This is a genomic window from Streptomyces sp. NPDC001450, assembly GCF_053597295.1.
Genome location: NZ_JBSFHY010000019.1, coordinates 68,900 through 92,682, shown reverse-complemented (window position 1 = coordinate 92,682; position 23,783 = coordinate 68,900). Strand labels below are relative to the sequence as shown.

General features: G+C 70.7%; 14 protein-coding genes, 3 tRNA genes and 2 pseudogenes. 12 read left to right on the top strand and 7 right to left on the bottom strand.

Features of this window, described 5'->3' with window-relative positions; genetic code table 11:
- Nucleotides 1-282: 282 nt before the first annotated feature.
- A complete protein-coding gene (locus ACWC5O_RS22190) occupies nt 283-1,419 on the top strand; it encodes a PP2C family protein-serine/threonine phosphatase (protein ID WP_450589883.1) in 1,137 nt (378 codons plus the stop codon).
- A 332-nt stretch (nt 1,420-1,751) separates the two neighbouring features.
- Here the strand turns inward: ACWC5O_RS22190 and ACWC5O_RS22185 are convergent, their stop codons facing one another.
- On the bottom strand, nt 1,752-3,542 hold the full coding sequence (locus tag ACWC5O_RS22185; RefSeq protein WP_450589882.1) for a coagulation factor 5/8 type domain-containing protein: 1,791 nt from the start codon (nt 3,540-3,542) through the stop codon (nt 1,752-1,754).
- Nucleotides 3,543-4,014: 472 nt separating this feature from the next.
- A pseudogene (locus ACWC5O_RS22180) lies at nt 4,015-4,962 on the bottom strand (glycoside hydrolase family 16 protein); the annotation flags it as partial.
- Nucleotides 4,963-5,744: 782 nt separating this feature from the next.
- Between ACWC5O_RS22180 and ACWC5O_RS22175 the strand changes: the two are divergent.
- From ACWC5O_RS22175 to ACWC5O_RS22155, 5 genes are all read left to right on the top strand, one after another.
- Nucleotides 5,745-7,049 carry an ABC transporter substrate-binding protein gene (locus tag ACWC5O_RS22175; protein ID WP_450589881.1) on the top strand — a complete coding sequence of 435 codons (1,305 nt, stop codon included), beginning with the start codon at nt 5,745-5,747 and terminating at the stop codon, nt 7,047-7,049.
- 127 nt (nt 7,050-7,176) lie between these two features.
- Nucleotides 7,177-8,124 (top strand): carbohydrate ABC transporter permease, encoded by a 948-nt coding sequence (locus tag ACWC5O_RS22170; RefSeq protein ID WP_450589880.1) that lies wholly within the window; start codon nt 7,177-7,179, stop codon nt 8,122-8,124.
- Nucleotides 8,121-9,026 carry a carbohydrate ABC transporter permease gene (locus ACWC5O_RS22165; RefSeq protein ID WP_450589879.1) on the top strand — a complete coding sequence of 302 codons (906 nt, stop codon included), beginning with the start codon at nt 8,121-8,123 and terminating at the stop codon, nt 9,024-9,026. Before ACWC5O_RS22170 ends, ACWC5O_RS22165 begins: the two co-directional genes overlap by 4 nt.
- A gap of 160 nt (nt 9,027-9,186) precedes the next feature.
- On the top strand, nt 9,187-10,590 hold the full coding sequence (locus ACWC5O_RS22160; RefSeq protein WP_450589878.1) for a GH1 family beta-glucosidase: 1,404 nt from the start codon (nt 9,187-9,189) through the stop codon (nt 10,588-10,590).
- A 155-nt stretch (nt 10,591-10,745) separates the two neighbouring features.
- Nucleotides 10,746-11,795 carry a LacI family DNA-binding transcriptional regulator gene (locus ACWC5O_RS22155; protein WP_450589877.1) on the top strand — a complete coding sequence of 350 codons (1,050 nt, stop codon included), beginning with the start codon at nt 10,746-10,748 and terminating at the stop codon, nt 11,793-11,795.
- A gap of 716 nt (nt 11,796-12,511) precedes the next feature.
- On the opposite strand, the gene ACWC5O_RS22150 is transcribed toward ACWC5O_RS22155, so the two are convergent.
- The 3 genes from ACWC5O_RS22150 to ACWC5O_RS22140 form a co-directional block, all read right to left on the bottom strand.
- Nucleotides 12,512-12,588 (bottom strand) — tRNA-Ile (locus ACWC5O_RS22150).
- A gap of 176 nt (nt 12,589-12,764) precedes the next feature.
- A tRNA-Asn gene (locus tag ACWC5O_RS22145) sits at nt 12,765-12,837 on the bottom strand.
- 6 nt (nt 12,838-12,843) lie between these two features.
- Nucleotides 12,844-12,916 (bottom strand) — tRNA-Asn (locus ACWC5O_RS22140).
- A 159-nt stretch (nt 12,917-13,075) separates the two neighbouring features.
- Between ACWC5O_RS22140 and ACWC5O_RS22135 the strand changes: the two genes are divergently transcribed.
- The 4 genes from ACWC5O_RS22135 (at nt 13,076) to ACWC5O_RS22120 (ending at nt 18,809) form a co-directional block, all read left to right on the top strand.
- Entirely contained in the window at nt 13,076-13,381 is a 306-nt protein-coding gene (locus tag ACWC5O_RS22135; RefSeq protein ID WP_450589876.1) for a YtxH domain-containing protein, read from the top strand.
- Nucleotides 13,382-13,558: 177 nt separating this feature from the next.
- Complete coding sequence (locus ACWC5O_RS22130) at nt 13,559-15,016, top strand: xylulokinase (RefSeq protein WP_450589875.1); 1,458 nt, start codon at nt 13,559-13,561, stop codon at nt 15,014-15,016.
- 131 nt (nt 15,017-15,147) lie between these two features.
- Entirely contained in the window at nt 15,148-16,881 is a 1,734-nt protein-coding gene (locus ACWC5O_RS22125; RefSeq protein ID WP_450589874.1) for an ABC transporter ATP-binding protein, read from the top strand.
- On the top strand, nt 16,881-18,809 hold the full coding sequence (locus tag ACWC5O_RS22120) for an ABC transporter ATP-binding protein (RefSeq protein WP_450589873.1): 1,929 nt from the start codon (nt 16,881-16,883) through the stop codon (nt 18,807-18,809). The genes ACWC5O_RS22125 and ACWC5O_RS22120 overlap by 1 nt, the downstream gene beginning before the upstream one ends.
- A gap of 36 nt (nt 18,810-18,845) precedes the next feature.
- Here the strand turns inward: ACWC5O_RS22120 and ACWC5O_RS22115 are convergent.
- A pseudogene (locus ACWC5O_RS22115) lies at nt 18,846-20,046 on the bottom strand (RNA polymerase sigma factor).
- 200 nt (nt 20,047-20,246) lie between these two features.
- Between ACWC5O_RS22115 and ACWC5O_RS22110 the strand changes: the two are divergent.
- Together ACWC5O_RS22110 and ACWC5O_RS22105 are read left to right on the top strand one after the other, a co-directional pair.
- Nucleotides 20,247-20,885 carry a hypothetical protein gene (locus ACWC5O_RS22110; protein ID WP_450589872.1) on the top strand — a complete coding sequence of 213 codons (639 nt, stop codon included), beginning with the start codon at nt 20,247-20,249 and terminating at the stop codon, nt 20,883-20,885.
- Nucleotides 20,882-21,868, top strand: coding sequence for a nucleotidyl transferase AbiEii/AbiGii toxin family protein (locus ACWC5O_RS22105; protein WP_450589871.1), 987 nt, complete (start codon nt 20,882-20,884; stop codon nt 21,866-21,868). The genes ACWC5O_RS22110 and ACWC5O_RS22105 overlap by 4 nt, the downstream gene beginning before the upstream one ends.
- Here ACWC5O_RS22105 and dnaG read toward each other — a convergent pair.
- Complete coding sequence (gene dnaG / locus ACWC5O_RS22100; protein ID WP_450589870.1) at nt 21,865-23,772, bottom strand: DNA primase; 1,908 nt, start codon at nt 23,770-23,772, stop codon at nt 21,865-21,867. The genes ACWC5O_RS22105 and dnaG overlap by 4 nt on opposite strands.
- Nucleotides 23,773-23,783 lie beyond the last annotated feature (11 nt).

Sequence of the window (23,783 nt, the reverse complement as noted above, 5' to 3'; positions counted from 1 at the left end):
ACGCCCCGGCCCGCACGATGGACGTGGCTCCGACGGTCGCCGCGCTCTACGGACTGGGCAGGCCCAAGGGCGGCTGGGGCGGTACGGCGCGCGCGGACGCGTTCACCGGTCTCCGGTCCGATGATCCGGGAGACCGGCGCGGGCCGAGGGGTGGAACGCTCCCTTCCGGCGAGGCAGGCTGTACGTATGCGTTCCCGCCTCCGCCCCTCTCTGCGGCCCGGAGCGTCCACTCGACCAGGAGCGGGCCGTCACGGCGGGGTTCCGTTCAGGCTGGGGCAGTGTGTGCCCTTCGCGATCGTGCTGGCCGTGTTGGGCATCGAGCTCTCGCCCGCGCACTATCTGGTCACCGGTCCTGTGCTCACCACGACGCCGGCGCTGGCCGCGCTGACGATGGGGCCGATGGGCACGCTGTCCACGGCAGTCCTCGCCGCAGGTGTGAACGCGGCCTCCGCGACCTACAACCATTCGTGGGGGACGCTGACCCAGCTGATCACCGGGAACTTCCTGGGGCTGTTCGTGGTGTCCGTGGCCAGTGTCATCCTGAGCAACGCCATGCGTACGCGCAGGCAGTGCGAGCTCGACCAGGTCCGCCGGATCGCTGTGGCGGCGCAGGAGGTCGTCCTGCGGCCCGTCCCCGAGCGGCTGGGCCCGGTGCGGGCCGCCAGCCTGAGCCTCGCTGCGGGGACGGGTGCGCTGGTCGGCGGTGATCTGTACGAGGCCGTGCAGACGCCGTACGGCGTCCGGCTGATCGTGGGGGACGTGAGGGGCAAGGGGCTGACCGCCATGCGCGCGGTCGCGGTGACCCTGGGCGCGTTCCGGGTGTCCGTGCACTACGAGGACGAGCTGACGGAGGTCATGCGCTGCTGCGAGGCCGCGATGCGACGGGAGATGGCCGTGCCCGGTGCGTACTCTCAGGAAGTTCTGACGGAGGGATTCATCACCACCCTCATGGCCCAGGTGCCGGACGAACAGGTGGTGCTCGTGGTCAACCGTGGCCATCCGCCTCCGCTGGTGCTGCACCGGGGCAGCGTTCAGACCCTGACGCCCGACACGCCACTGCCGCCGCTGGGTCTGGAAGACCTCGCGGACGGCCTTACCGCCAAGGCCGAGAGCTTTCCGTTCGTACGCGGCGACCGTCTGCTCCTGTACACCGACGGCGTGATCGAAGCCCGCAATCGCGACAACGACTTCTTCCCTCTGCCGGAGACCATGGAGAGGATACGGGCGAGCACCACCCCGCGGGAGTTCCTGGAGGAACTGCACCAGGCGTTGATCCGCCATACCGGAGGCCGCTTGACGGACGACGTGGCGATGATCCTCGTCGACCGGCTCGACGAGGACACCACCGGCAGCGGATACACGTCGAGCACGGCGCGTACAGCCCGTTCCACGCGCCCCACGTACTCGGCGGAGAGGTAGCCGAGGAGCTCTCCTTCCTCGAACCGCTGAGGACGGAGGCAGGAGCTGTGGCAGTCCAAGTGCGCAGCCCGGGACATCCGGTCCTCACATACTCACTATCCGAGTGGTGAACCAGCTTGCCGGGGACGAAGGTGTCCACGACGAACGCGACATAGACGACGCCCGCCCAGGCGGCGAGGTGCGTGAAGCCGGCCACCCAGGTGCGGTTGGGGGCCGGGGCGACGAAGTCACGGTCCAGGCGGTCCGCTGACGCGTCCTCCGCACGCCGTGGCGGGCGCGGCGCATTCCGGCGAATCTTGTTCCATCGCCGGAGCGTCGCGCCCGCACCCGGCTCAGGGGTAGCTGATCACGGGGCTGGTGCCGTACGAGCCGACGACCGGGGTGCCGGCCTCGTTGACGGTGCGCTCGATGCCGCCGCTGCCGTCGAGGAAGACGGTCACCGCGTCGTGGAGTCGCACCCCGGCCCGGCGTGGCGCCTCGATCGCCCGGTCGCAGCGGATGTCGACGCCCTGGTTGAAGTACGAGTAGACGCCCAGCCCCCAGGCCTCGTGCTCGTGGACGTGGTCGGCGACCTTGTACGACGCCCAGCCCCGTCCGGTCGGGCTGTGCCAGGCGGCCTGGCTCGGCGGGTCGTACGGCAGCTCGCTCTGGTAGAAGATGGTCCGGCCGCGCTCGCCGTTCCAGACGGTCTGCCACCGCTGGTAGTGCTCGACGAAGAGCCCGTACGCGGTCACGTCGTCACCGTTGACCACCACGCCGGTGTCGGCGGTGTTGACGGTCCAGCCGATGGAGCCCGCCTTGCCGTGGTCGGCCCGCCAGGCCCAGATGTTGTCGATCAGGGTGTGCCGGCTGTTGACCACCAGGCTGGTGACCGCCCGGCCCACGTACCGGCCGCCGATCCGGAAGAAGACGTCCTGGAGCGAGATCGGGTTGGTCGCGTGCGACCGGTGACTGTGCCGCTTGCCGACCTCGACCAGCACCTCCGACTCGACCGGCCCGGCGTCGACCAGCACCCCGGCGATGCGCACGCCGTCCACGTCCTCGATGCGCAGGGCCGCGTCGCCGGTGGTCGGGGCGAGGCTGGGCATGCCGAGGCCGAGCACGACGGTGTCCGGGTGCTTGACCCGCAGCGCCCGGTCGAGGTGGTAGACGCCGGGGGTGAGCAGCAGGTGCCGACCTCGGGACAGCGCCTGGTTGATCCGCTGGGCCGAATCGCTCGGCCTGGCGATGAAGAAGTCGGCCAGCGGCAGCGCGGGCACCGGCCGGGCGCCCGCAGCCCAGGTGGTGCCGGCGGTGTCGTGCCGCAGCCCGGGTACAGCCACCCGCCAGCAGCCCTCCCCGTCGATGAAGAGGTGTGGCTTCTCCCGGGTCACCGGGCTGGTCGGCAGCGTGGTGTACGGCGGGCTCGGAAAGCCCTGCGCGGGCGCGCCGACCACGCCGGAGAAGACCTGGTTCCAGACCCCGTTGGTCCAGTCGCCACCGAGTTCGCTGTCCCGGGTCAGCCACTGCTGCTGAGAGCCGTTGATGGTGATGCCGTCCACCTTGGAGTCGGCGATGAACCCGCCGCTGGAGTAGCCGCCGTTGCCGGGCTCCAGCCAGAGGATGCCCTTGACGTGCACCCGGCGCATCGGTGACGCCTGGGAGACCGCCCACTGGTTCGACCAGTCGGTCGGGCTGATGGCGAGGTTCTCCACCGAGCGCCAGAAGTTGGTGAGGGCCGAGATCCCGGCCGGCGAGTTCGGGTCGGGCTGGCCGATCACGCGTACCGCGCCGTGGATCTCCACGTCGTCCGGGTGCGCGCCCAGGCCGGCGACGGTGGTGTAGTAGCCGAGCTTCGCGTCGACCTCGTAGCGGCCGGGCTTGAAGAGCACGGCGTACCGGTCGGCGCCCATCTCGTTGCGTTCCTGCGCGGCGAAGAGCCGGTCCAGGGTGGCCTGGATCTCCTCGGCCGGGGTGTCCGGGCCGTACACGAAGACGTTCGGGCCGAGGTCCGGGTCGCCACCACCGGCACCGCGGGGCGCGGCGGTGGCCGGCACGGCCGGGAGCCCGAGGGCGGTGAGGGACGCGGCCGAGGCGGCGGTGAGGCTGAGGAAACGGCGGCGGGAGTGGTCGAGTGGTCTCATCTGCCTGCCTGTCTAGGGGTGGGGTCGGGCCGACCACGAGGCGAGAGAGCGCTCTCACGGTCGGGTGGTGCTGTTTCTGCCCCGTCCGGCCCGCCCACGGCCGGCCTGCGCCGGCTCCGAGCTGCTGGGGGCCGTCGGTTCGCCGCTGCCCGTCCTCACCGCGGCCCTTTTCCCTTGCGGCTGGGCGGGCAGCGATGCCGGGACGAGGGTTCCGGGGCCGCGACACCGTGCTGCGGCTGTCCACCGTCGACTGCGTGCCGGCCGGCGTGGACGCTCTGTCCCTGCCGGTCTGGCTGCCGGCCGGGCGCGGCGTCGGCGGCCACGGGCACGCACCATGGGGTGGCGCGAGAGACGCAGCGCGCAGCGGTGACGACTGTGCGATCCGCACGGCGCGCACTGCCGTGAGCGGACAGCCGGGGAAGGGTCAGGGGCGGGACGGCGCTGCGTCGTCCCACCCTTGCGATCAGCGCTAGGCCTGAAGGACCTGCACATAGTCGACCACCATCGGGTGGCCGGGCTCGGTGGTGCCGGTGGGGCCGCCGCCGAACGCGTTCGGGAAGGCGCCGCCCATCGCCACGTTCAGGATGACGAAGAACCCGTGGTTTGTGGCGTTGGCCCAGGTCGTCGCGTCCATCTGGTTCGCCGTGACGGTGTGGTAGTTGACGCCGTCGACGTAGAACCTGATCGCCTCCGGGCTCGCCGAACGGTCCCACTCCATGGTGTAGGTGTGGAAGCCGGACTGGCACGTGGTGTTCGGGCACGCGGTGGAGTTGCCGATGCCGTTGGTCTCGTTGCACGGGCCACCCGGGTTGGTGCCGCAGTGCATCGTCGCCCATGTGGTGTTCAGGCCCTGGACGTTCTCCATGACATCCAGCTCACCGATGCCCGGCCAGTTCTGGTAGTTGCCCCGGAAGGGTGCGCCCAGCATCCAGAACGCGGGCCAGTAGCCCTTGGCGGCGGCGCCCGTGACGTTCGGCATCTGCAGGCGCGCCTCCACCCGCAGCTTGCCGCCCGCCGGAGGCTGGAAGTCGGAGCGGACGGTCTCGATGCGGCCCGAGGTCCACTTGTTGGCGCTGCGGCGCGGGGTGATGAGCAAATTGCCGTTGCCGTCGAGCGCGGCATTGTTCGTGCTGGAGGTCATCGTCTCGACCTCGCCGGTGCCCCAGTGGGCGGGGCCGCCCGGGTAGGACGTCCCGGTGTCGTACTGCCACATCGACGTGTCGACGCCGGAGCCGGCCGGGCCGTTGAAGTCGTCGAGGAAGACCTGGGTCCAGCCGGTCGGGGGAGCGGGGGCCGAAGCGTCCGCGGACGGCGCGGCGGCGATGGCGACGGCCACGGCGAGTCCCATCGTGCTGAGGACGGCGACGAGCGCCCGCCTCAGGGAGCGCCGTCTGCGGGGGATGCCGGAGGAATCACTCATGGGGGCCTCTCGGGGTACGGGGAGTTGACGCGCGGGCGTCGTGAGAGCGCTCTCAAGCGCTGAATGACGGCTCAATGTGCTCTCCGCCCCCTCGGCTGTCAAGAGGTGAAACGGAGAGAGTCCTTCCGGGGAAGGGAGGGACAAATCCGGTACGCCCGGCCGGAGGTGCACAGAGGTCGGCCAGGCATCGCCCCCACTGCAGCTGTCGCGTCGCCAGACGGCTTTGCGCTTTCCGGCCCCGACCCCACATGGACCGCCGCACCTGCGTCGCACCTGACATGACCGCACCGGGTCCAGCTGTCGGGGCTGCACGATGCACGCCGTACGCAAGGGTGCGACCTCCCCGGCGCTGCGGTCTGCCGCCTCGGCGTCAGCTGCTTCCTTCCCGCCGCCACCCCTCCCCGCGGTGCGTGCCGTGCATCCCGGCCGCCGCCCTCGCTCCGGCACACCTTCGACCGTGAGACCGGGCGAGACCTGCCTGCGGGCTTCCCCGCCACGACCATCCCCGCCGCAGCCGCATCCGGCACGGGTGCGCCAGGACGCTCCCCGTTCGCCTCCTGCCCAGCTCTCGCCGGACAAGCCCGCCCCTGAACGTCGCCGACGACGACCCCAGAGAGCCCGGGCGCGGCCCGATCCGATCCGTTATGCATTCGATTCTTGACGGGGTCTGCGCCGCTGCGGCAATCTCCTGGGCACCGTCTGAGAGCGCTCTCAAGAGCCCTCACGAACGACGCTCTCAGATCTCACGCCCGCATCCCGTCCCGAAGCCATGGGAGGCTTCCATGCCCATCTCCCGAGCCGTCAGACGCACCACCCTCAGACTCGGGGCGGTCGCACTCGCCGGTGCTCTCCTCGCCGCCTGCGGGTCCGGTTCGTCGGGTTCGTCCGCGAGCGACGGCGGCAAGGTCACGCTCACGGTCGACCTGTTCGGCACGTTCGGCTTCAAGGAAGCCGGCCTGTACGCGGAGTACGAGAAGCTCCACCCGAGCGTCACGATCAAGGAGTCCAGCACCGAGCAGGAGAACGACTACTGGAAGGCGCTGCAGACCCGGCTCGCGGGCGGTGGCGGTCTCGCCGACGTCCAAGGCATCGAGGTGGGCCGCGTCGCCGCGGTCACCCAGCAGCAGGCCGACAAGTTCGAGGACCTGAACGCGTTCGGCGCCCAGAACCTCAAGAACGACTACTCCCCGGCCAAGTGGGCGGCGGCCACGACGGCCGACGGCCGCGCACTCGGCCTGGGCACCGACGTCGGCCCCGAGGCGATCTGCTACCGCACCGACCTGTTCAAGAAGGCCGGACTGCCCACCGACCGCGACGAGCTGGCCAAGAAGTGGTCCACTTGGGACGGCTACCTCGAGCTGGGTAAGCAGTACCAGGCGAAGGCCGGCTCCAAGAGCCACTGGATGGACAGCGTCGGCAGCCTTTACTCCTTGATGGTCGGCCAGCAGAAGGAGCGCTACTACGACGCCTCCGGAAAGCTCGTCTACCAGGACAACCCGGCCGTGAAGTCGGCCTGGCACACCTCGGTCAAGGCCGCCGAGGAAGGCCTGAGCGCCAAGCTCAGGCAGTGGACGCCCGGCTGGAACCAGGCGTTCAGCAGCGGGTCCTTCGCCACCATCGGCTGCCCCGCCTGGATGCTGGGCTACATCAAGGGCCAGGCCGGCAACGGCGGCCAGGGCAAGTGGGACGTCGCCCCGCTGCCCGGTGGCGTCGCGGGCAACTGGGGCGGCTCGTACCTGGCCATCCCCAAGGGCTCGCCGCACGCGAAGGAGGCGTACGAGCTCATCAAGTGGCTGACGGCGGCACCGCAGCAGGAGAAGCTCTTCAAGAAGCAGGGCAGCTTCCCCTCCAGCCTCGGCGCCATCGAGGCGGTCAAGGACGTCAAGGACGCCTACTTCAGCAACGCCCCGACCGGCGAGATCTTCGGCAAGGCCGCCGAGACCTCTCCCGTGCAGGTGCTGGGCGTGCACGACGGCGATGTGACACAGCAGATCACCGACGCCCTGAGCGAGGTCGAACAGAAGGGCACCAGCGCCGGCACCGCCTGGAGCCACGCGGAGAAGGGCATCGAGAACGCGGTCGGCTGACCCCCTCCCGGGCGCGAAGGACCTCTCCCGGCTGTCACCGGCCCTTCGCGCCCTGTCCTCGAGGCATCTGCCCTGCCGCTCCCCCACGGACCTCCCCCGACCTGCCCCCCGACCGAAGGTCTCGCCCATGCCCCTGACCGCCACCGCCTCGGCGCGGACCACGCGGCCGCCGGCCCCCCTGCGATGGCGCCTGGCCCGGCTGTCGCCGTACGCGTACATCACGCCGTTCTTCACCCTGTTCGCCGCCTTCGGGCTGTTCCCGCTGCTCTACACCGCGTACGTCTCCCTCTACCGCGTCGAACTCCAGACGCCGGGGCAGATGGAGTGGCGGGGCCTCGGCAACTACACCGCGCTCTTCGGTGACGAGTACTTCTGGACCGCGCTGCGCAACACCTTCACCATCGGCGTCATCTCCACCGTGCCGCAGCTGATGATGGCGCTCGGCCTGGCCCACCTGCTCAACTACAAGCTGCGCGGCCGCACCCTGTTCCGCGTCACCATGCTGCTGCCGTACGCCACGTCCGTGGCCGCGGCCACCCTCGTCTTCGCCCAGCTCTTCGGCCGCGACTTCGGGCTCATCAACTATCTGCTCGGCATGGTCGGCATCCACCCGGTCGACTGGCAGTCCGGCACGGTCGCCTCGCAGATCGCCGTCTCGACCATCGTCACCTGGCGCTGGACCGGCTACAACGCGCTGATCTACCTCGCCGGAATGCAGTCCATCCCGGCCGACCTGTACGAGGCGGCCGAGCTGGACGGTGCCTCCCGGTGGAGGCAGTTCCTGCACGTCACGCTGCCCGGCCTGCGCCCCACCATCCTGTTCACCATCGTGGTGTCCACGATCGGCGCCACCCAGCTGTTCGGCGAGCCGCTGCTGTTCGAGGGCAGCATCTCCGGCGGCATCTCGCACCAGTACCAGACCCTCGGCCTCTACATGTACGAACAGGGCTGGGGCTTCTTCCACCTCGGCCGCGCCGCCGCCGTCGCCTGGGTGATGTTCCTCCTGATCGTGCTCCTGGTGCTGGTCAACACCGCCCTCGCCCGCCGCCGCAGCGGTAAGGAGACCAAGCGATGACCGCACTCGCCACGCCGCAGCGCACCAAGAAGACCGCCGGGCCCTCCCGACCTGCCCCCCGCCCGCGCGGGGGGCGGGCGGGAGGCCAGCACCACGGGGGCCGTCTCGCCTACGCGCTCCTCATCGCCGCCGCACTGGTCTCCGCGTTCCCCTTCTATTGGACGATCGTGGCGGCCACACGCTCCAACGCGGACCTGGCGAAGTCTCCGCCGGCGCTGCTGCCGGGCGGCAACCTGATCCACAACTTCCAGCAGGTGCTTCAGCAGGCCGACATCGGCAAGGCAGTGCTCAACTCCCTGATCGTCTCGGGATCGGTGACCGCGGGGACCGTGCTGTGCTCGACGCTGGCCGGCTTCGCCTTCGCCAAACTGCACTTCCGGGGGCGCAACGCGCTCCTCGCGCTCACGATCGGCACGATGATGATTCCGCCGCAGCTCGGCGTGATCCCGCTGTTCATGGTCATCGCCGAGCTGCACTGGGTGAACCAGCTCCAGGCCGTCATCCTGCCCGGGCTCGTGTCCGCCTTCGGTGTGTTCTTCATGCGCCAGTACCTCGTGCAGGCGCTGCCCGACGAGCTGATAGAGGCGGGCCGCGTCGACGGCGCGTCCACAGCGCGGATCTTCTGGAGCATCGTCGTCCCCATCGCGCGGCCCGGCATGGCCGTCCTCGCGATGCTCACCTTCATGGCCTCGTGGAACGACTTCTTCTGGCCGATCATCGCGCTGACCTCGCAGGAGCCGACGGTTCAGGTCGCCCTGCGGCAGCTGGGAGGGGGATACGTCCACGACCAGTCCGTCATCATGGCCGGCACCCTGCTGGGCACCCTGCCCGTGCTCCTCGTCTTCGGCCTGCTGGGCCGGCAGATCGTGGGCGGCATCATGCAGGGCGCCGTGAAGGGGTAGGCGCGGCTCTCCCCGCACCGCCGTGGGCGGGCGCGACGCGCCCGCCCCGGACGGTCCCCGGTCCACCGCCCTGTGCCCCCGGCGCGGTCGATCCTCCCCGCAACAGGGCTGAAAAAAAGCCCCGGTCACCACCATCCGCAACAACCACGACGGAGCCCCGATGACCCTCATCGCCCCCCACACCGCGACCGCCGCCGCGGTGACGTTCCCACCGGCGTTCCGCTGGGGCGCCGCCACCGCCGCCTACCAGATCGAAGGAGCAGCGGACGACGACGGCCGGACACCGTCCATCTGGGACACGTTCAGCAGGACGCCGGGCAAAGTACGCAACGGCGACACCGGGGACATCGCGGCCGACCACTACCACCGCATGCGTGAGGACGTCGCGCTCATGGCCGACCTGGGCCTGACGGACTACCGCTTCTCCGTGTCCTGGCCCCGCGTGCAGCCGACGGGGCGCGGCCCGGCCTCCCAGAAGGGCCTCGACTTCTACCGCGCCCTGGTCGACGAGCTCCTCGCCAAGAACATCCGCCCTGTGCTGACCCTCTACCACTGGGACCTCCCGCAGGAACTCGAGGACGCGGGCGGCTGGCCCCAGCGCGACACGGCGCAGCGGTTCGCGGACTACACGGCCCTCGTGGCGGAGGCGCTCGGCGACCGCGTACGGACCTGGACGACTCTGAACGAGCCGTGGTGCGCGGCGTTCCTCGGCTATGCCGAAGGCGTCCACGCCCCGGGCCGCACCGAGCCGGAGGCGGCGCTGCGGGCGGCACACCACCTGAACCTGGCCCACGGCCTGGCCGTCGGCGTGCTGCGCGAGCAGGCGCACCTGTCGGCCGAGGTGTCGCTGACACTGAACCTCGCCGCCGTCCGCCCGCTGAGCGACAGCCCCGCCGACACGGACGCGGCACGGCGCATCGACGCGCTGGCCAACCGGATCTTCCTGGACCCCGTCTTCCACGGCCGCTACCCGGAGGACCTGCGGGCGGACACCGCGCAGCTCACGGACTGGTCCTTCGTGCGGGACGGCGACCTGCCGGTGATCTCCCGCCCCGTCGACAGCCTCGGCATCAACTACTACACCCCGACCGTGGTCGCCGCCGGCTCCCACTCCCTGCCCTCGCCGTGGCCGGCCGCACAGGACCACGCGCGGTTCGTACCCGCGCCGGGCCCGCGCACCGCCATGGACTGGCCGGTGGACGCCGAGGGCCTGTACGAGCTGCTGACGCGGCTGCGGGAGGAACTGCCGGACACCCCGCTGCTCGTGACCGAGAACGGCGCCGCCTACGACGACTACGCCGACCCCAGCGGAGCCGTCCACGACCCCGAACGGGTCACCTACCTCCGGGCGCACCTCGAGGCCGTGCACCGGGCGATGGCGGCCGGCGCGGACATCCGCGGCTACTTCGTGTGGTCGCTGCTGGACAACTTCGAGTGGGCCTACGGCTACAGCAAGCGCTTCGGCATAGTGCACGTGGACTACGCGACCGGGCGCCGCACGCCGAAGGACAGCGCCCGCTGGTACGCGGATGTGGTGGCTCACGGCAGGTTGCCGCAGGACTGACCGCCGCCGGGGTGCCGGGGGAGCCGCGCCACGCTCGCGGGATCGGACCGGTCGGACGCCTTTTCGTACGTGAACCGATGAGAGCGCTCTCTATGAAGGGGCTCTCACCCGGTCACGCGGGAGCTACCCTGTTCCCGTCCCGAGAGGAGTGCTCCTTGTCCGACCAGAGCTTCGTACCCCGCCCCACCCTGGAAGCCGTCGCCGAACGGGCCGGCGTCTCCCGGGCCACCGTCTCCCGTGTCGTCAACGGAGGCAGCGGCGTACGCGAGGCCCTGGTGGAGAAGGTCCGCAGCGCAGTGGAGGAACTGGGGTACGTACCGAACCACGCGGCCCGCACGCTGGTCACACGGCGCACCGGGGCCATCGCCGTCATCGTCGCCGAGCCGGAGACCAAGGTCTTCTCCAACCCGTTCTTCGCCGAACAACTGCTCGGCATCAGCCGGGAACTGGCCGGCCACGACCTCCAGCTCGTGCTGCTGCTGGTCGAGGGAACGGCCGACTACGACCGCGTGGGCCGCTATCTCGCCGGCGGCCACGCGGACGGCGCCTTGCTGTTCTCCCTGCACAACGACGACCCCCTGCCCGCCATCACCCGCCGGGTGGGGATTCCGACCGTCTTCGGCGGCCGCCCCGGGTGGCCGGGGGCGGAAGCGGACCGCAGCATCCTGTACGTCGACTCCGACAACCGCGGCGGCGCCCGCGAGGCCGTGCGCCACCTCATCTCGCTGGGACGTTCACGCATCGCGACCATCACCGGGCCGATGGACCAGACGGCCTCCGTGGACCGGCTCGACGGCTACCACGACATGCTCATGGACGCCGACCCGAAGCTCATCGTCGAAGGGGACTTCACGGAAGCAGGCGGCGCACGGGCGATGGCCGAGCTGCTGGGCCGCGTCCCGGACCTGGACGCCGTCTTCGTCGCCTCCGACCTCATGGCCTGCGGAGCACTGCGCGTCCTGCGGGAGCACGGGCGCCGGGTACCGGAGGACGTCGCGGTCGTCGGCTTCGACGACATGGCCAAGGTGGCCGAGCTGACCGACCCCCCGCTGACCACGGTCCGTCAGGAGATCGAGGAAATGGGCCGGCTAATGGTGCGGCTGCTGCTGCGCAGTCTCGACGAACCGGCGAAGGAGGACAGCGTCGGCCGCCCCCTGTCCTCGGTGATCACCCCGACCCGGCTGATCCGTCGGGCCACCGGCTGACCCACACCGACGCGCCGGCGGTCGACCGTGCGGCAGTGACCGGCACAGGCGGTCTTCGGCATGAGCAGGATCACCGACCAGCACATCGCCGCCTCGGCGCTGGCGGTGCGGCGTTCGAAGTCGCGGACCAGACGGCGTGTGCGCATCGGATGCGCGAAGCACCGCTCGACGATCCACCGCTTGGGCAGCGCGCGTGTCGTCGCCGCGCTTGACAGCCGCCAGGACCAGGGCGACCGCATCCGGCCCGAACCTCCAGCCGTCGACCAGGCCGGCCCGACTCGACGGCCTGCGGTCTGTGTGCGGGGGCGCGCGACGAAGCCAGAGCGTCAGCTCGCACTGCCGGCGGTCGCGTCACCGGCGGCTGCCTCGCTCTGGAGGGCGCGCGTGCCAGCAGCGTTCGCGGTTGCTCCGGCGATTTCGGGCCCGCAGGGCATGTCACGCTGCGGTAGGGCGAAATCGGCCCCCACCGGCAGGGCCCTCGGTGGCCGGCCAGTGATTCGAGTGGGTTCACCGCCATCACGCTCCCTGACCAGCCGAGCGTGGTCACCCCAGGTGATTCCAAGGCTTTCGGCACACTCGTTGCATCTCGGACGCCTTCGGCCCCTGTAGGACCCCTGGATCTTGGTCTGAGCGAGTGAACGGGGGTCGCCGCCTCGGAGCGGCGACCCCCTTTCTCACGTCCCCGCAGGTAGAAACGCTTCTGCATCTGCGGTGCCTGGTGGGGCGGGTGGGACTCGAACCCACGGCCGACGGATTATGAGTCCGCTGCTCTAACCGGCTGAGCTACCGCCCCATAGCGGCGTGTCGCGTACATGTGTGCGCGCCGTCTGCCGCAGCATAGCCGCTCATACGATCTCCCGCTTCGGATGGTCGGCTTCTGCGCTGCTTCCTGACCTTGAGGACTTCGGCGCGCACGCCGTGGTTCCCGCGGGCATGAAAAAGGACCCCGTAGGGTCCTCGTTCAGCGCGCTCCCCCGACTGGACTCGAACCAGTAACCTGCCGGTTAACAGCCGGCTGCTCTGCCAATTGAGCTACGGAGGACCGAAGCTCCCCCGACTGGACTCGAACCAGTAACCTGCCGGTTAACAGCCGGCTGCTCTGCCAATTGAGCTACGGAGGATCGCCTCGTTGCATCGAACGTACCTACCTGGGTGTTCGCCAGGCGGCGGGCGCTCGCTGCGACACATACATTAGCGCAAGCAGGGGGGTGCTCCGCCAATCGGTTCCCCCCTGGTCCCGACGCCGCACCACAGACCTACCCCAGGGAAGGGTGGCAGCCATGCGCTACCGGCTCACGTTCGTCGCCGGACTGGCCCTCGGTTACGTACTCGGCACCAGGGCCGGACGCGAGCGCTACGAGCAGCTGAAGAAATCCGCTCGTCAGATCGCGCAGAACCCCGCCGTACGCAACACCGCGGAGACCGCCGCCCAGCAGGGCCGCGTGTACGCGGGCAAGGCCTTCCACACGGTCACCCACAAGGTCGGCGACCACGTCCCCGACTCGGTGGCCCAGCGCGTCCGCTCCCTCCGCGAACGCAACGCCAACGGCTTCCCGGAGGACGACTGGGGCACGAGCAACACGTAGGGGGCCTTCTCACCAGGGGCACCGTCACTCCCTGAGCGGCGCGGGGCTGTATCGGTTCGCGGCTCCGCCGCGTGGGCGCGACCAGCCACACACGACGCGCACCCGCCGACCGACACGCCCGCAACGAGTAGGCGCCCACGGCCAAAGCAGGCGCAGCGATGCGGCAGAATTTCGGACATGGGGATAGTCGCCGGGTTGGACAGCTCGCCCGATTTCACGCGCATCGTCGTCTGTGACGCGGACACGGGCGCCGTACTCAGGCAGGGGTACGCCCCGCATCCGGTGGAGACGCCGGAAGGCGCGGGCGGGCGGCCCAGCGACGTGGATCCGCAGGCCTGGCTGCTGTCCCTGGGCGAGGCCGCGGGGGGCGGTCTGCTGGAGGGTGTGCAGGCCATCGGTGTCTCCTCGCAGCAGAACGCGCTGATCCCGCTGGACGCGCAGGGCAACACCGTGCGTCCGGCGCTGGTCGGCGGCGACAAGCGGGCACAGGTCGCGGCGGCCGACCTCATCGACGCGCTCGGCGGCCGGGAGGCCTGGGCACAGGCGGTCGGCTGTGTGCCGCAGGCCGCGCAGCCGGTGACCAAGCTGCGCTGGCTCGCGAAGAACGAACCCGAGAGCGCCCGCCGAATCGCCGCTCTCCTGCAGGCTCACGACTGGCTGGTGTGGCAGCTGCTGGGACGGCCCGTGCGCCGGACCACCGACCGCGGCGGAGCCTCCGGCACCGGGTACTGGTCCGCCGCCACCGGCGGCTACCGGCCCGACCTGGTCGAGCTGGCGCTCGGCCACCAGGCGATGCTGCCCGAGGTGATCGGCCCGGCGGACGCGGCCGGTACGACCCCGGAGGGGCTGCTGATCTCGGCCGGGACCGGGGAGACCATGGCCGCCGCGTTCGGGCTCGGCATCGGGCTCGGGGACGCGGTCGTGTCGCTCGGGGCCTCCGGGTCCGTGATGGCCGTGCACCCGGAGGCGCTCGCCGACCAGAGCGGGATGATCACGTCCCTCGCCGACGCCACCGGGATGCACCTGCCGGTCGTCACCACGCTGAACGCCGTACGCACCCTGCGCGGCACCGCCGAACTCCTCGGCCTGCCGGACCTGGAGAGCCTGTCCGAGCTGGCGATGAAGTCGACGCCGGGGTCGCACGGGCTGGTGCTCCTGCCGTACCTGGAGGGTGAGCGGACGCCGAATCTGCCGCACACCGCCGGGACCCTCGCCGGGCTGCGGCGCGAGTCGATGAAGCCCGAACATCTGGCGCGGGCCTCGTTCGAGGGCATGCTGTGCGGGCTGGCCGACGCGCTGGACGTGCTGCGCGGGCGGGGCGTGGAGGTGCGGCGGATCTTCCTGCTGGGCCCGGCCGCCGAGCTGCCCGCCGTGCAGGCCGCGGCACCCTCGCTGTTCGGTGCGCAGGTCGTCGTACCGCAGCCCGCCGACTACGCGGCGATCGGCGCGGCCCGGCAGGCCGCGTGGGCGCTCGGTGTGTCACAGGGCACACTCGACCCGCGCACCCCGCCGGCCTGGCCGGGGCCGGCCGCGCAGGTCCTGGAGCCGGGCGACGAACTGGCTGTGGGTCAGGCCGTGCGGCAGCAGTTCGTGTCGGTGCGAGAGCAGACCCATCCGGGGGCATTTCGCCCATAGCGCCACAAACCCACAAGGCCGTACGGGCGCCGCCGTTGGGTTAATCGGTTGTGGTAACGCGGGTGGAGTGTTCGACGATAGGGGCCAGGGGCAACCGACCAGCCCCCCACCGCCGATCCGAGAGACGTGGCGTGCTCATACGACTTCTGCGGACCTACCTCAGGCCCTACAAGAAACCCATAGCTGTTCTGGTGCTGCTGCAGTTCCTGCAGACCTGCGCCACCCTCTATCTGCCCACACTCAACGCGCACATCATCGACAAGGGTGTCGTGAAGGGGGACACGGGTTACATCCTGACCTTCGGCGCCCTGATGATCGGCATCTCGCTGGCCCAGGTCGTCTGCAACATCGGTGCCGTGTACTACGGCGCCCGCACCGCCTCCGCGCTCGGCCGGGACGTGCGCGGCGCCGTGTTCGACCGGGTACAGTCCTTCTCCGCCCGTGAGGTGGGTCACTTCGGGGCGCCCTCGCTCATCACCCGTACGACCAACGACGTGCAGCAGGTCCAGATGCTGGCCCTGATGACGTTCACGCTGATGGTGTCGGCGCCCATCATGTGTGTCGGCGGAATCGTGCTGGCGCTCGGCCTGGACGTGCCGCTGTCCGCGGTGCTCGTCGCCGTCGTGCCCGTGCTCGGCATCTCCGTGACGCTGATCGTGCGCCGGCTGCGGCCGCTGTTCCGGTCCATGCAGGTCCGCCTGGACACGGTGAACCGGGTGCTGCGCGAGCAGATCACCGGCAACCGGGTGATCCGCGCCTTCGTCCGGGACGAGTACGAGCAGGACCGGTTCGGGAAGGCCAACGGCGACCTGACCGAGATGCAGCTGGCCACCGGCCGGATGCTCGCTCTGATGTTCCCGATCGTCATGACGGTGGTGAACCTGTCGTCGATCGCGGTGGTGTGGTTCGGCGCGCACCGCATCGACAGCGGCGGGATGCAGATCGGCGACCTGACCGCGTTCCTCGCCTATCTGATGCAGATCGTCATGTCCGTGATGATGGCCACCTTCATGTTCATGATGGTGCCGCGCGCGGAGGTGTGCGCCGAGCGCATCCAGGAGGTCCTGGACACCGACTCGAGCGTGGTGCCGCCGCACTCCCCGGTCGTCGAGCTGCGCCGGCACGGGCATCTGGAGATCCGGGGCGCGGGCTTCCGCTATCCGGGTGCCGAGGAGCCTGTGCTGAAGTCCATCGAGCTGGTGGCCAGGCCCGGTGAGACGACCGCCGTGATCGGCTCGACCGGCAGCGGCAAGTCGACGCTGCTCGGTCTGGTCCCGCGGCTGTTCGACGCCACCGAGGGCGAGGTCCTGGTGGACGGTGTCGACGTCCAGCAGGTCGAGCCGGCGCTGCTCGCGAAGACCGTCGGGCTCGTGCCGCAGAAGCCGTACCTGTTCGCGGGGACGGTCGCGACCAACCTGCGCTACGGCAACCCGGACGCCACCGACGAGGAGTTGTGGCACGCGCTGGAGGTGGCGCAGGCCAAGGACTTCGTGCAGAAGCTGGAGGGCGGCCTGGGCGCGCCGATCGCGCAGGGCGGCACGAACGTGTCGGGCGGTCAGCGCCAGCGCCTCGCCATCGCCCGCACGCTGGTCCAGCGCCCGGAGATCTACCTCTTCGACGACTCCTTCTCCGCGCTCGACTACGCGACGGACGCGGCGCTGCGCGCGGCGCTCGCCCAGGAGACCGCCGAGGCGACCGTCGTCATCGTCGCCCAGCGCGTGGCGACCATCCGGGACGCGGACCGGATCGTCGTGCTGGACGAGGGCCTGGTGGTCGGCACCGGCCGGCACCACGAGCTGATGGCGACGAACGAGACGTACCGGGAGATCGTGCTCTCCCAGCTCACGGAAGCGGAGGCAGCCTGATGGCCGGGCCCATGGGACGCATGATGGCCGGGGGCGGCCCCGACCAGCGCTCGATGGACTTCAAGGGGTCGGGCAAACGGCTCGTCGCCCGGTTCAAACCCGAACGGGTCACCATCTACGCCCTGCTGCTGTGCGTGGTCGTCAGCGTGGCCCTGAACGTGATCGGCCCGAAGATCCTCGGCAAGGCCACCGACCTGGTGTTCGCAGGCATCGTCGGCCGGAACATGCCGGCCGGGGCCACCAAGGAGCAGGTGCTCCAGTCGATGCGCGAGGGGGGCCGGGGCTCCATCGCGGACATGCTGAAGAGCACCGACTTCACCCCCGGCAAGGGCATCGACTTCGATGCCGTCGGGAACGTCCTGCTGCTCGCGCTGTGCACGTTCCTGGTCGCCGGTCTGCTGATGGCGGTCGCCACCCGGCTGGTCAACCGGGCCGTGAACCGCACGATGTACCGGATGCGCGAGGACGTGCAGACGAAGCTGTCGCGGCTGCCGCTGTCGTACTTCGACAAGCGCCAGCGCGGCGAGGTGCTCTCGCGGGCCACCAACGACATCGACAACATCGGGCAGACGCTCCAGCAGTCGATGGGCCAGCTGATCAACTCGGTGCTGACCATCATCGGCGTGCTCGCGATGATGTTCTACGTCTCCTGGATCCTCGCGCTGGTCGCGCTGGTGACGGTGCCGCTGTCGTTCGTGGTCGCCACCCGGGTCGGCAAGCGGTCGCAGCCGCACTTCGTGCAGCAGTGGCGCTCCACCGGCAAACTGAACGCGCACGTCGAGGAGATGTACACCGGGCACACCCTGGTGAAGGTGTTCGGGCGGCAGGCGGAGTCGGCGAAGCAGTTCGCCGAGCAGAACGACGCGCTGTACGAGGCCGGGTTCAAGGCACAGTTCAACAGCGGTGTGATGCAGCCGCTGATGATGTTCGTGTCGAACCTGAACTACGTGCTGGTGGCGGTCGTCGGTGGCCTCAGGGTCGCGTCGGGCGCGCTGTCCATCGGTGACGTGCAGGCCTTCATCCAGTACTCGCGGCAGTTCTCGATGCCGCTGACGCAGGTCGCGTCGATGGCGAACCTGGTGCAGTCGGGTGTCGCCTCGGCCGAGCGGATCTTCGAACTCCTGGACGCGGAGGAGCAGGAGGCGGATCCGGTGCCGGGCGAGCGGCCGGCGGAGCTGCGCGGGCGGGTGGCGCTGGAGGGCGTGTCCTTCCGGTACGACCCGGACAAGCCGCTGATCGAGGACCTGTCGCTGACGGTGGAGCCCGGGCAGACGGTGGCGATCGTCGGCCCGACCGGTGCCGGCAAGACGACACTGGTCAACCTGCTGATGCGGTTCTACGACGTCTCGGGCGGGCGGATCACCCTGGACGGCGTGGACATCCGGAAGATGTCCCGGGACGAACTGCGGGCCGGGATCGGCATGGTGCTGCAGGACACCTGGCTGTTCGGCGGCAGCATCGCGGACAACATCGCGTACGGCGCCTCGCGCGACGTCGTCCGGGGCGAGATCGAGGAGGCGGCGCGGGCGGCCCACGCGGACCGGTTCATCCGAACCCTGCCCGAGGGGTACGACACCGTGATCGACGACGAGGGCACGGGGGTCAGCGCCGGTGAGAAGCAGCTCATCACCATCGCGCGGGCGTTCCTGTCCGACCCGACGATCCTGGTGCTGGACGAGGCGACCAGCTCCGTCGACACCCGCACCGAGGTGCTCATCCAGAAGGCGATGGCCAAACTCGCCGACGGGCGGACCTCGTTCGTCATCGCGCACCGGCTCTCCACCATCAGGGACGCCGACACGATCCTGGTGATGGAGAACGGCTCGATCGTCGAACAGGGCGCCCACGCGGAGCTGCTGGAGGCGGACGGGGCGTACGCGCGGCTGTACAAGGCCCAGTTCGCACAGGCCGTGGCCGAGGTCGACTGATGCCCGGGGGTCGCTCACGTCAGGTGGGCGGCCCCCTCAGTCCAGGTATCCCCGCAACTGGTCCGCGAAGGCGTGGTCCCTGAGCTTGTTCAGCGTCTTCGACTCGATCTGCCGTATCCGTTCCCGGGTCACGCCGAACAGGCGCCCTATCTCCTCCAAGGTGCGCGGGCGGCCGTCGGCCAGGCCGTAGCGGAGCTGGACGACCTTGCGCTCCCGCTCGCCGAGGGTGGAGAGCACGGCCTCCAGGTGCTCGCGGAGCAGCAGGAACGCGGCCGACTCGACGGGGCTCGTGGCGTCGCCGTCCTCGATGAGGTCGCCGAGCGCGACGTCGTCCTCCTCGCCGACCGGGGCGTGCAGGGACACCGGCTCCTGGGCCAGGCGCAGCACCTCACCGACCCGCTCGGGGGGCAGGTCCAGATGGGCGGCGACCTCTTCCGGCGTCGGCTCGTAGCCGCGTTCCTGGAGCATGCGGCGCTGCACCCGGATGACCCGGTTGATCAGCTCCACGACGTGCACGGGGACGCGGATGGTGCGGGCCTGGTCGGCCAGGGCGCGGGACATGGCCTGCCGGATCCACCAGGTGGCGTAGGTGGAGAACTTGTAGCCGCGGGCGTAGTCGAACTTCTCCACGGCCCGGATGAGCCCGAGGTTGCCCTCCTGGACCAGGTCGAGCATGGTCAGGCCGCGGCCGACGTACCGCTTGGCGACGGAGACCACGAGCCGCAGGTTGGCCTCGATGAGGCGGCGCTTGGCCATCCGGCCCATGACGACGAGCCGGTCCAGGTCGAGCGCGAGCTCGCTGTCCAGGTCGGGGGTGCTGACCAGCTTCTCCTCGGCGAACAGCCCCGCCTCGACCCGGCGGGCGAGTTCGACCTCCTCGGCCGCGGTGAGCAGCGGGATGCGGCCGATCTCGCGCAGGTACTGCCGGAACAGGTCCGAGGAGGGCCCGCCGGTCTCGGCACGGGCGGCGGCCGGGGCCTCGACCGGTTCGGGGGTCTCCTCCGGCGCGTCGGGCTCGTCCGGTTCCTCCCGCAGCGCCTCGGCGGGCGGCTCCGCCGGCTCGGGGACGCCTTCCGGGTGGCCGAGGGCGCGACCCTGCGGGGGCACGGCCACGAGGACGTCGGACTCGGCGTCCGACTCGTCGGCGGTGGTGCTGGTGCTGCTGTCGGTCTGGCTGAGGGTCTGGGTCTGCACGGGGGCGACCTCCAGGATGATCGCTGCTCAAGGTGTGCGGCAGCGGTACTTCGGGAGCGGAGAGTCGACGGCCTGCGCTCCTGGACAGGCCCTGGGGACTCGGGCACCGCCCCCAGTGTGGGGTAAGACACATCTCCGCCACGAGGGGCGTGCGGTGACTTTTTGCATCCGGCTCGTGACCGGTTGGTGACCAGGGCCGGAAACACGGGTGCCGCACCCCGGCCGGTCTGCGACGATCTCCCGATGTCCGGACTCCTGTACGAAACCCATGTGACCGTCGACTGTGCGGCCCCCGCCGAGGCGGAGCGGCTGCACGTCTGGGCCGCCGCCGCGGGGCTGAAGCTGACGCACATCGTGCTGGCCCGCGGCCGGATGCGGCAGCAGCCGATGCTCACCCTCGCCGGATCGACGTCGTACGCCGAGGAGTCGGCGCGGGCGGACCGGACCGTGGCGGCGCTGCGGGCGGACGGCTTCGCACCGGTCCGGGTGAAGATCGAGTCGGTGCCGTGGGCACCGGAGGTGCCGGACGGGCCGTGCGGGGGCGGGCGGTCCGGCGGACAGTATTTCGAGCACCACGTGAAGCTGCTGCTGGACGCGGACACCGACCTCGGCGCACTGACCGCACGGGTCGTCCCGCACGGCGCGCACCTGTCGTGGAACGCCCGGTGGGTGCACCGAGGCGGACGGCACGAGCGGTTCGTGACGCAGCGCTGCCGGGGCGTGGCGGACGAGGACGCGGGGCGGGCGCTGGAGCGGCTGCTGACGGAGCTGGACGGGTTCGACGTGCTGTCCGTGGAGCGGGAGTTCGTGCTCTACGACAGCGACGAGTCGGTGGACGAGGGGTGGCTCGAGGAGCCGGTGTCTCAGGGGGTGCGCGGATGAGCGGGACATGGCGGGAGTTCGGATGGCGCAGCGAGAAGATCCCGCACGAGCCGCTGGACGACGCGACTCGGCAGGCGAAGGATCTGCCCCGGACGCTGACCTGGGTGCCCGGCGACGGCGTGACCCAGCGGCCCGTCTTCGAGCCGGCGTTGAAGCAGTACCAGAACGCCTACCGGGCCACCGACCCCGCCTTCACCGACCCGGCGCGCGGCGAGGCATGGCGTACGGCCCGTCGGCAGGCGCTGCATCTCGTGCTGGCCTCGATCTCGGACTCCGAGTGGGCCGATGCGCTGGTGCTGCGCGGCAGCATGCTGATGTCGATGTGGTTCGGGGAGTCCGCCCGAGACCCCGGTGACCTGGACTTCGTCGTCGTACCGGCCGACCGGCGGATCAACGAGGAGCGCACCGCCCGCATGCTCGACGGCATCGCGGAGGCGGCCGAGGCCCGGGAAGGCGATGTTCGCTTCTCCGCACGGAAGGCCGTCGTGGAGGACATCTGGACCTACGAGCGGGTACCCGGCCGTCGCATGGTCCTGCCCTGGTCGGCACCCGGGCTGCCCGGCGGGCACGTCCAGCTCGACTTCGTCTTCAACGAGCGGCTGCCGGAGGCGCCCGAGCCCGTGGAGCTGCCGGGCGGTGCGACCCTGCTCGCCGCGACGCCCGGGCTGTCGCTCGCCTGGAAGCTCATGTGGCTGATCACAGACATATATCCGCAGGGCAAGGACCTGTACGACGCCGTCCTTCTCGCCGAACACCATCCGCTCTCCCACGAGCTGCTGCAGGAGGTGGTCAGGGAGTCGGGCGAGTGGCCGAACCCCTCGCTGGAGCGGCCGATCCCCCTGGCGGAGGTCGTGCAGGCCGCCGGGCACACGGAGTGGCAGCACTTCGTCACCGAGTACCCGCAGTTCGCCGCGCGGGGGCAGGAGTTCGCGGAACGCCTGGTGCGGGCGGTGGCACCGGCGTTCCCGCCCCAGGCCGGCTAGAGCGCTGCCGCGCCCCGCTCGCGCAGGGTCTGGTCGTACTGCTGCAGGACCCACATCTCGTTCTGCACGGCGGCCAGCTGGGCGGGGTCGCCGCCGGTGGACAGGCGGGTCAGCTGGGACTGGATGTCGCGGATGCGGCGCTCCACGGCCCGGCGGCGGATCTGCACCAGCACGGTGCCCGCGTACGTCTCGTCCACCGTGCGGCGCAGGATCGGCTCGACGGCCAGTTCGGTGACCATCGCGCGGACGGCGTCGTCGGGCGCGGCCTCGCGGACGCGGACCAGGTACTCCTGCGAGTCCGGGATGCCGTACTCGGCGCCGCCCGCCTCCGCGATCGCCTGGCGTACGGCGGCGTAGGGCGGTGCGGTGAACTCGTCGATGCCGTACGCGTCGAAGGCCGGGGAGACCAGTTCGGGCCGCTGCAGGGCGAGTTTGAGGAGTTCGCGCTCGGCGGCGAAGACGGGGTTGCGCAGGGTGAGGGCCGGGCCGGAGGGGCCGGGGCGGGGGCCGGCCTCCCACTGCTGCTGGGGACCGCGGGGCTGCTGCTGCGGGCCGCCCTTGCCGCCGCGCTCGCGGGCCCAGCGGGCCAGCTGGGCCACGCGCTTGACCACGAACTGGGTGTCGAGGATGCCGAGCATGCCGGCGAGTTCGACGGCCACCTCGTGCTGGGCGCCGCTGTTCTTGATGCGGGCGACGATCGGCGCGGCCTCGTCCAGGGCGGCCGCGCGGCCGGCCGGGGTGTCGAGGTCGTAGCGGCTCACGATCTGGCGCAGCGCGAACTCGAAGAGCGGGGTGCGGGGTTCGGCCAGGTCGGCGACCGCCTCGTCGCCCTTGGCGAGGCGCAGCTCGCAGGGGTCCATGCCGTCGGGGGCGATCGCGATGTAGGTCTCGGCGGCGAACTTCTGGTCGTCCTCGAAGGCGCGCAGGGCCGCCTTCTGGCCGGCCGCGTCGCCGTCGAAGGTGAAGATCACCCGGGCCGAGCCGTTGTCCATGAGGAGCCGGCGGAGGATCTTGATGTGGTCGCCGCCGAAGGCCGTACCGCAGGTGGCGATGGCCGTCGTCACCCCGGCCAGATGGCAGGCCATGACGTCCGTGTAGCCCTCGACGACGACCGCCCGGCTGGACTTGGCGATGTTCTGCTTCGCGAGGTCGATGCCGTACAGGACCTGGGACTTCCTGTAGATCGCCGTATCGGGCGTGTTCAGGTACTTCGGGCCGTTGTCCGCCTCGTACAGCTTGCGGGCGCCGAAGCCGACGACCTCGCCGCCGATGTCCCGGATCGGCCACATGAGGCGGCCGCGGAAACGGTCGATGGGGCCCCGGCGGCCCTCCTGGGAGAGGCCGGAGAGGATCAGCTCCTTGTCGCTGAAGCCCTTGCCGCGCAGGTAGCGGGTGAGGTGGTCCCAGCCCTGGGGGCTGTAACCGACGCCGAAGTGGACGGCGGCGGCCTGGTCGAAGCCGCGCTCGGCGAGGAAGATCCGGCCGGTCTCGGCCTCAGGGCTGGTGGCGAGCTGCTCGGCGTACCACTGGGCGGCGATCTTGTGCGCCTCGACCAGGCGGATGCGCTCGCCGCGCTGGTGGGCGGGGTTGTACCCGCCCTCCTCGTAGCGCAGCGTGATACCGGCCTGGGCGGCCAGGCGCTCGACCGCCTCCGAGAAGGAGAGGTGGTCCACCTTCATGACGAAGGTGATGGTGTCGCCGCCCTCCTGGCAGCCGAAGCAGTGGAAGAGACCCTTGCTCGGGCTGACCTGGAAGGACGGCGACTTCTCGTCGTGGAAGGGGCACAGCCCCTTGAGGTTGCCGCCACCGGCGTTGCGCAGCTGGAGGTACTCGGAGACCACGGCGTCGATCGGGACCGCGTCCCGTACCGCCTTCACGTCCTCGTCGTTGATCCGTCCTGCCACGAGGTGATTCT

What these genes read in the sequence shown, in the direction of transcription:
- ACWC5O_RS22185 (WP_450589882.1), bottom strand. Translation starts at nt 3,542, where the DNA reads ATGAGACCACTCGACCACTCCCGCCGCCGTTTCCTCAGCCTCACCGCC.
- ACWC5O_RS22175 (WP_450589881.1), top strand. Translation starts at nt 5,745, where the DNA reads ATGCCCATCTCCCGAGCCGTCAGACGCACCACCCTCAGACTCGGGGCG.
- ACWC5O_RS22170 (WP_450589880.1), top strand. Translation starts at nt 7,177, where the DNA reads ATGCCCCTGACCGCCACCGCCTCGGCGCGGACCACGCGGCCGCCGGCC.
- ACWC5O_RS22165 (WP_450589879.1), top strand. Translation starts at nt 8,121, where the DNA reads ATGACCGCACTCGCCACGCCGCAGCGCACCAAGAAGACCGCCGGGCCC.
- ACWC5O_RS22160 (WP_450589878.1), top strand. Translation starts at nt 9,187, where the DNA reads ATGACCCTCATCGCCCCCCACACCGCGACCGCCGCCGCGGTGACGTTC.
- ACWC5O_RS22135 (WP_450589876.1), top strand. Translation starts at nt 13,076, where the DNA reads ATGCGCTACCGGCTCACGTTCGTCGCCGGACTGGCCCTCGGTTACGTA.
- ACWC5O_RS22130 (WP_450589875.1), top strand. Translation starts at nt 13,559, where the DNA reads ATGGGGATAGTCGCCGGGTTGGACAGCTCGCCCGATTTCACGCGCATC.
- ACWC5O_RS22120 (WP_450589873.1), top strand. Translation starts at nt 16,881, where the DNA reads ATGGCCGGGCCCATGGGACGCATGATGGCCGGGGGCGGCCCCGACCAG.
- ACWC5O_RS22110 (WP_450589872.1), top strand. Translation starts at nt 20,247, where the DNA reads ATGTCCGGACTCCTGTACGAAACCCATGTGACCGTCGACTGTGCGGCC.
- ACWC5O_RS22105 (WP_450589871.1), top strand. Translation starts at nt 20,882, where the DNA reads ATGAGCGGGACATGGCGGGAGTTCGGATGGCGCAGCGAGAAGATCCCG.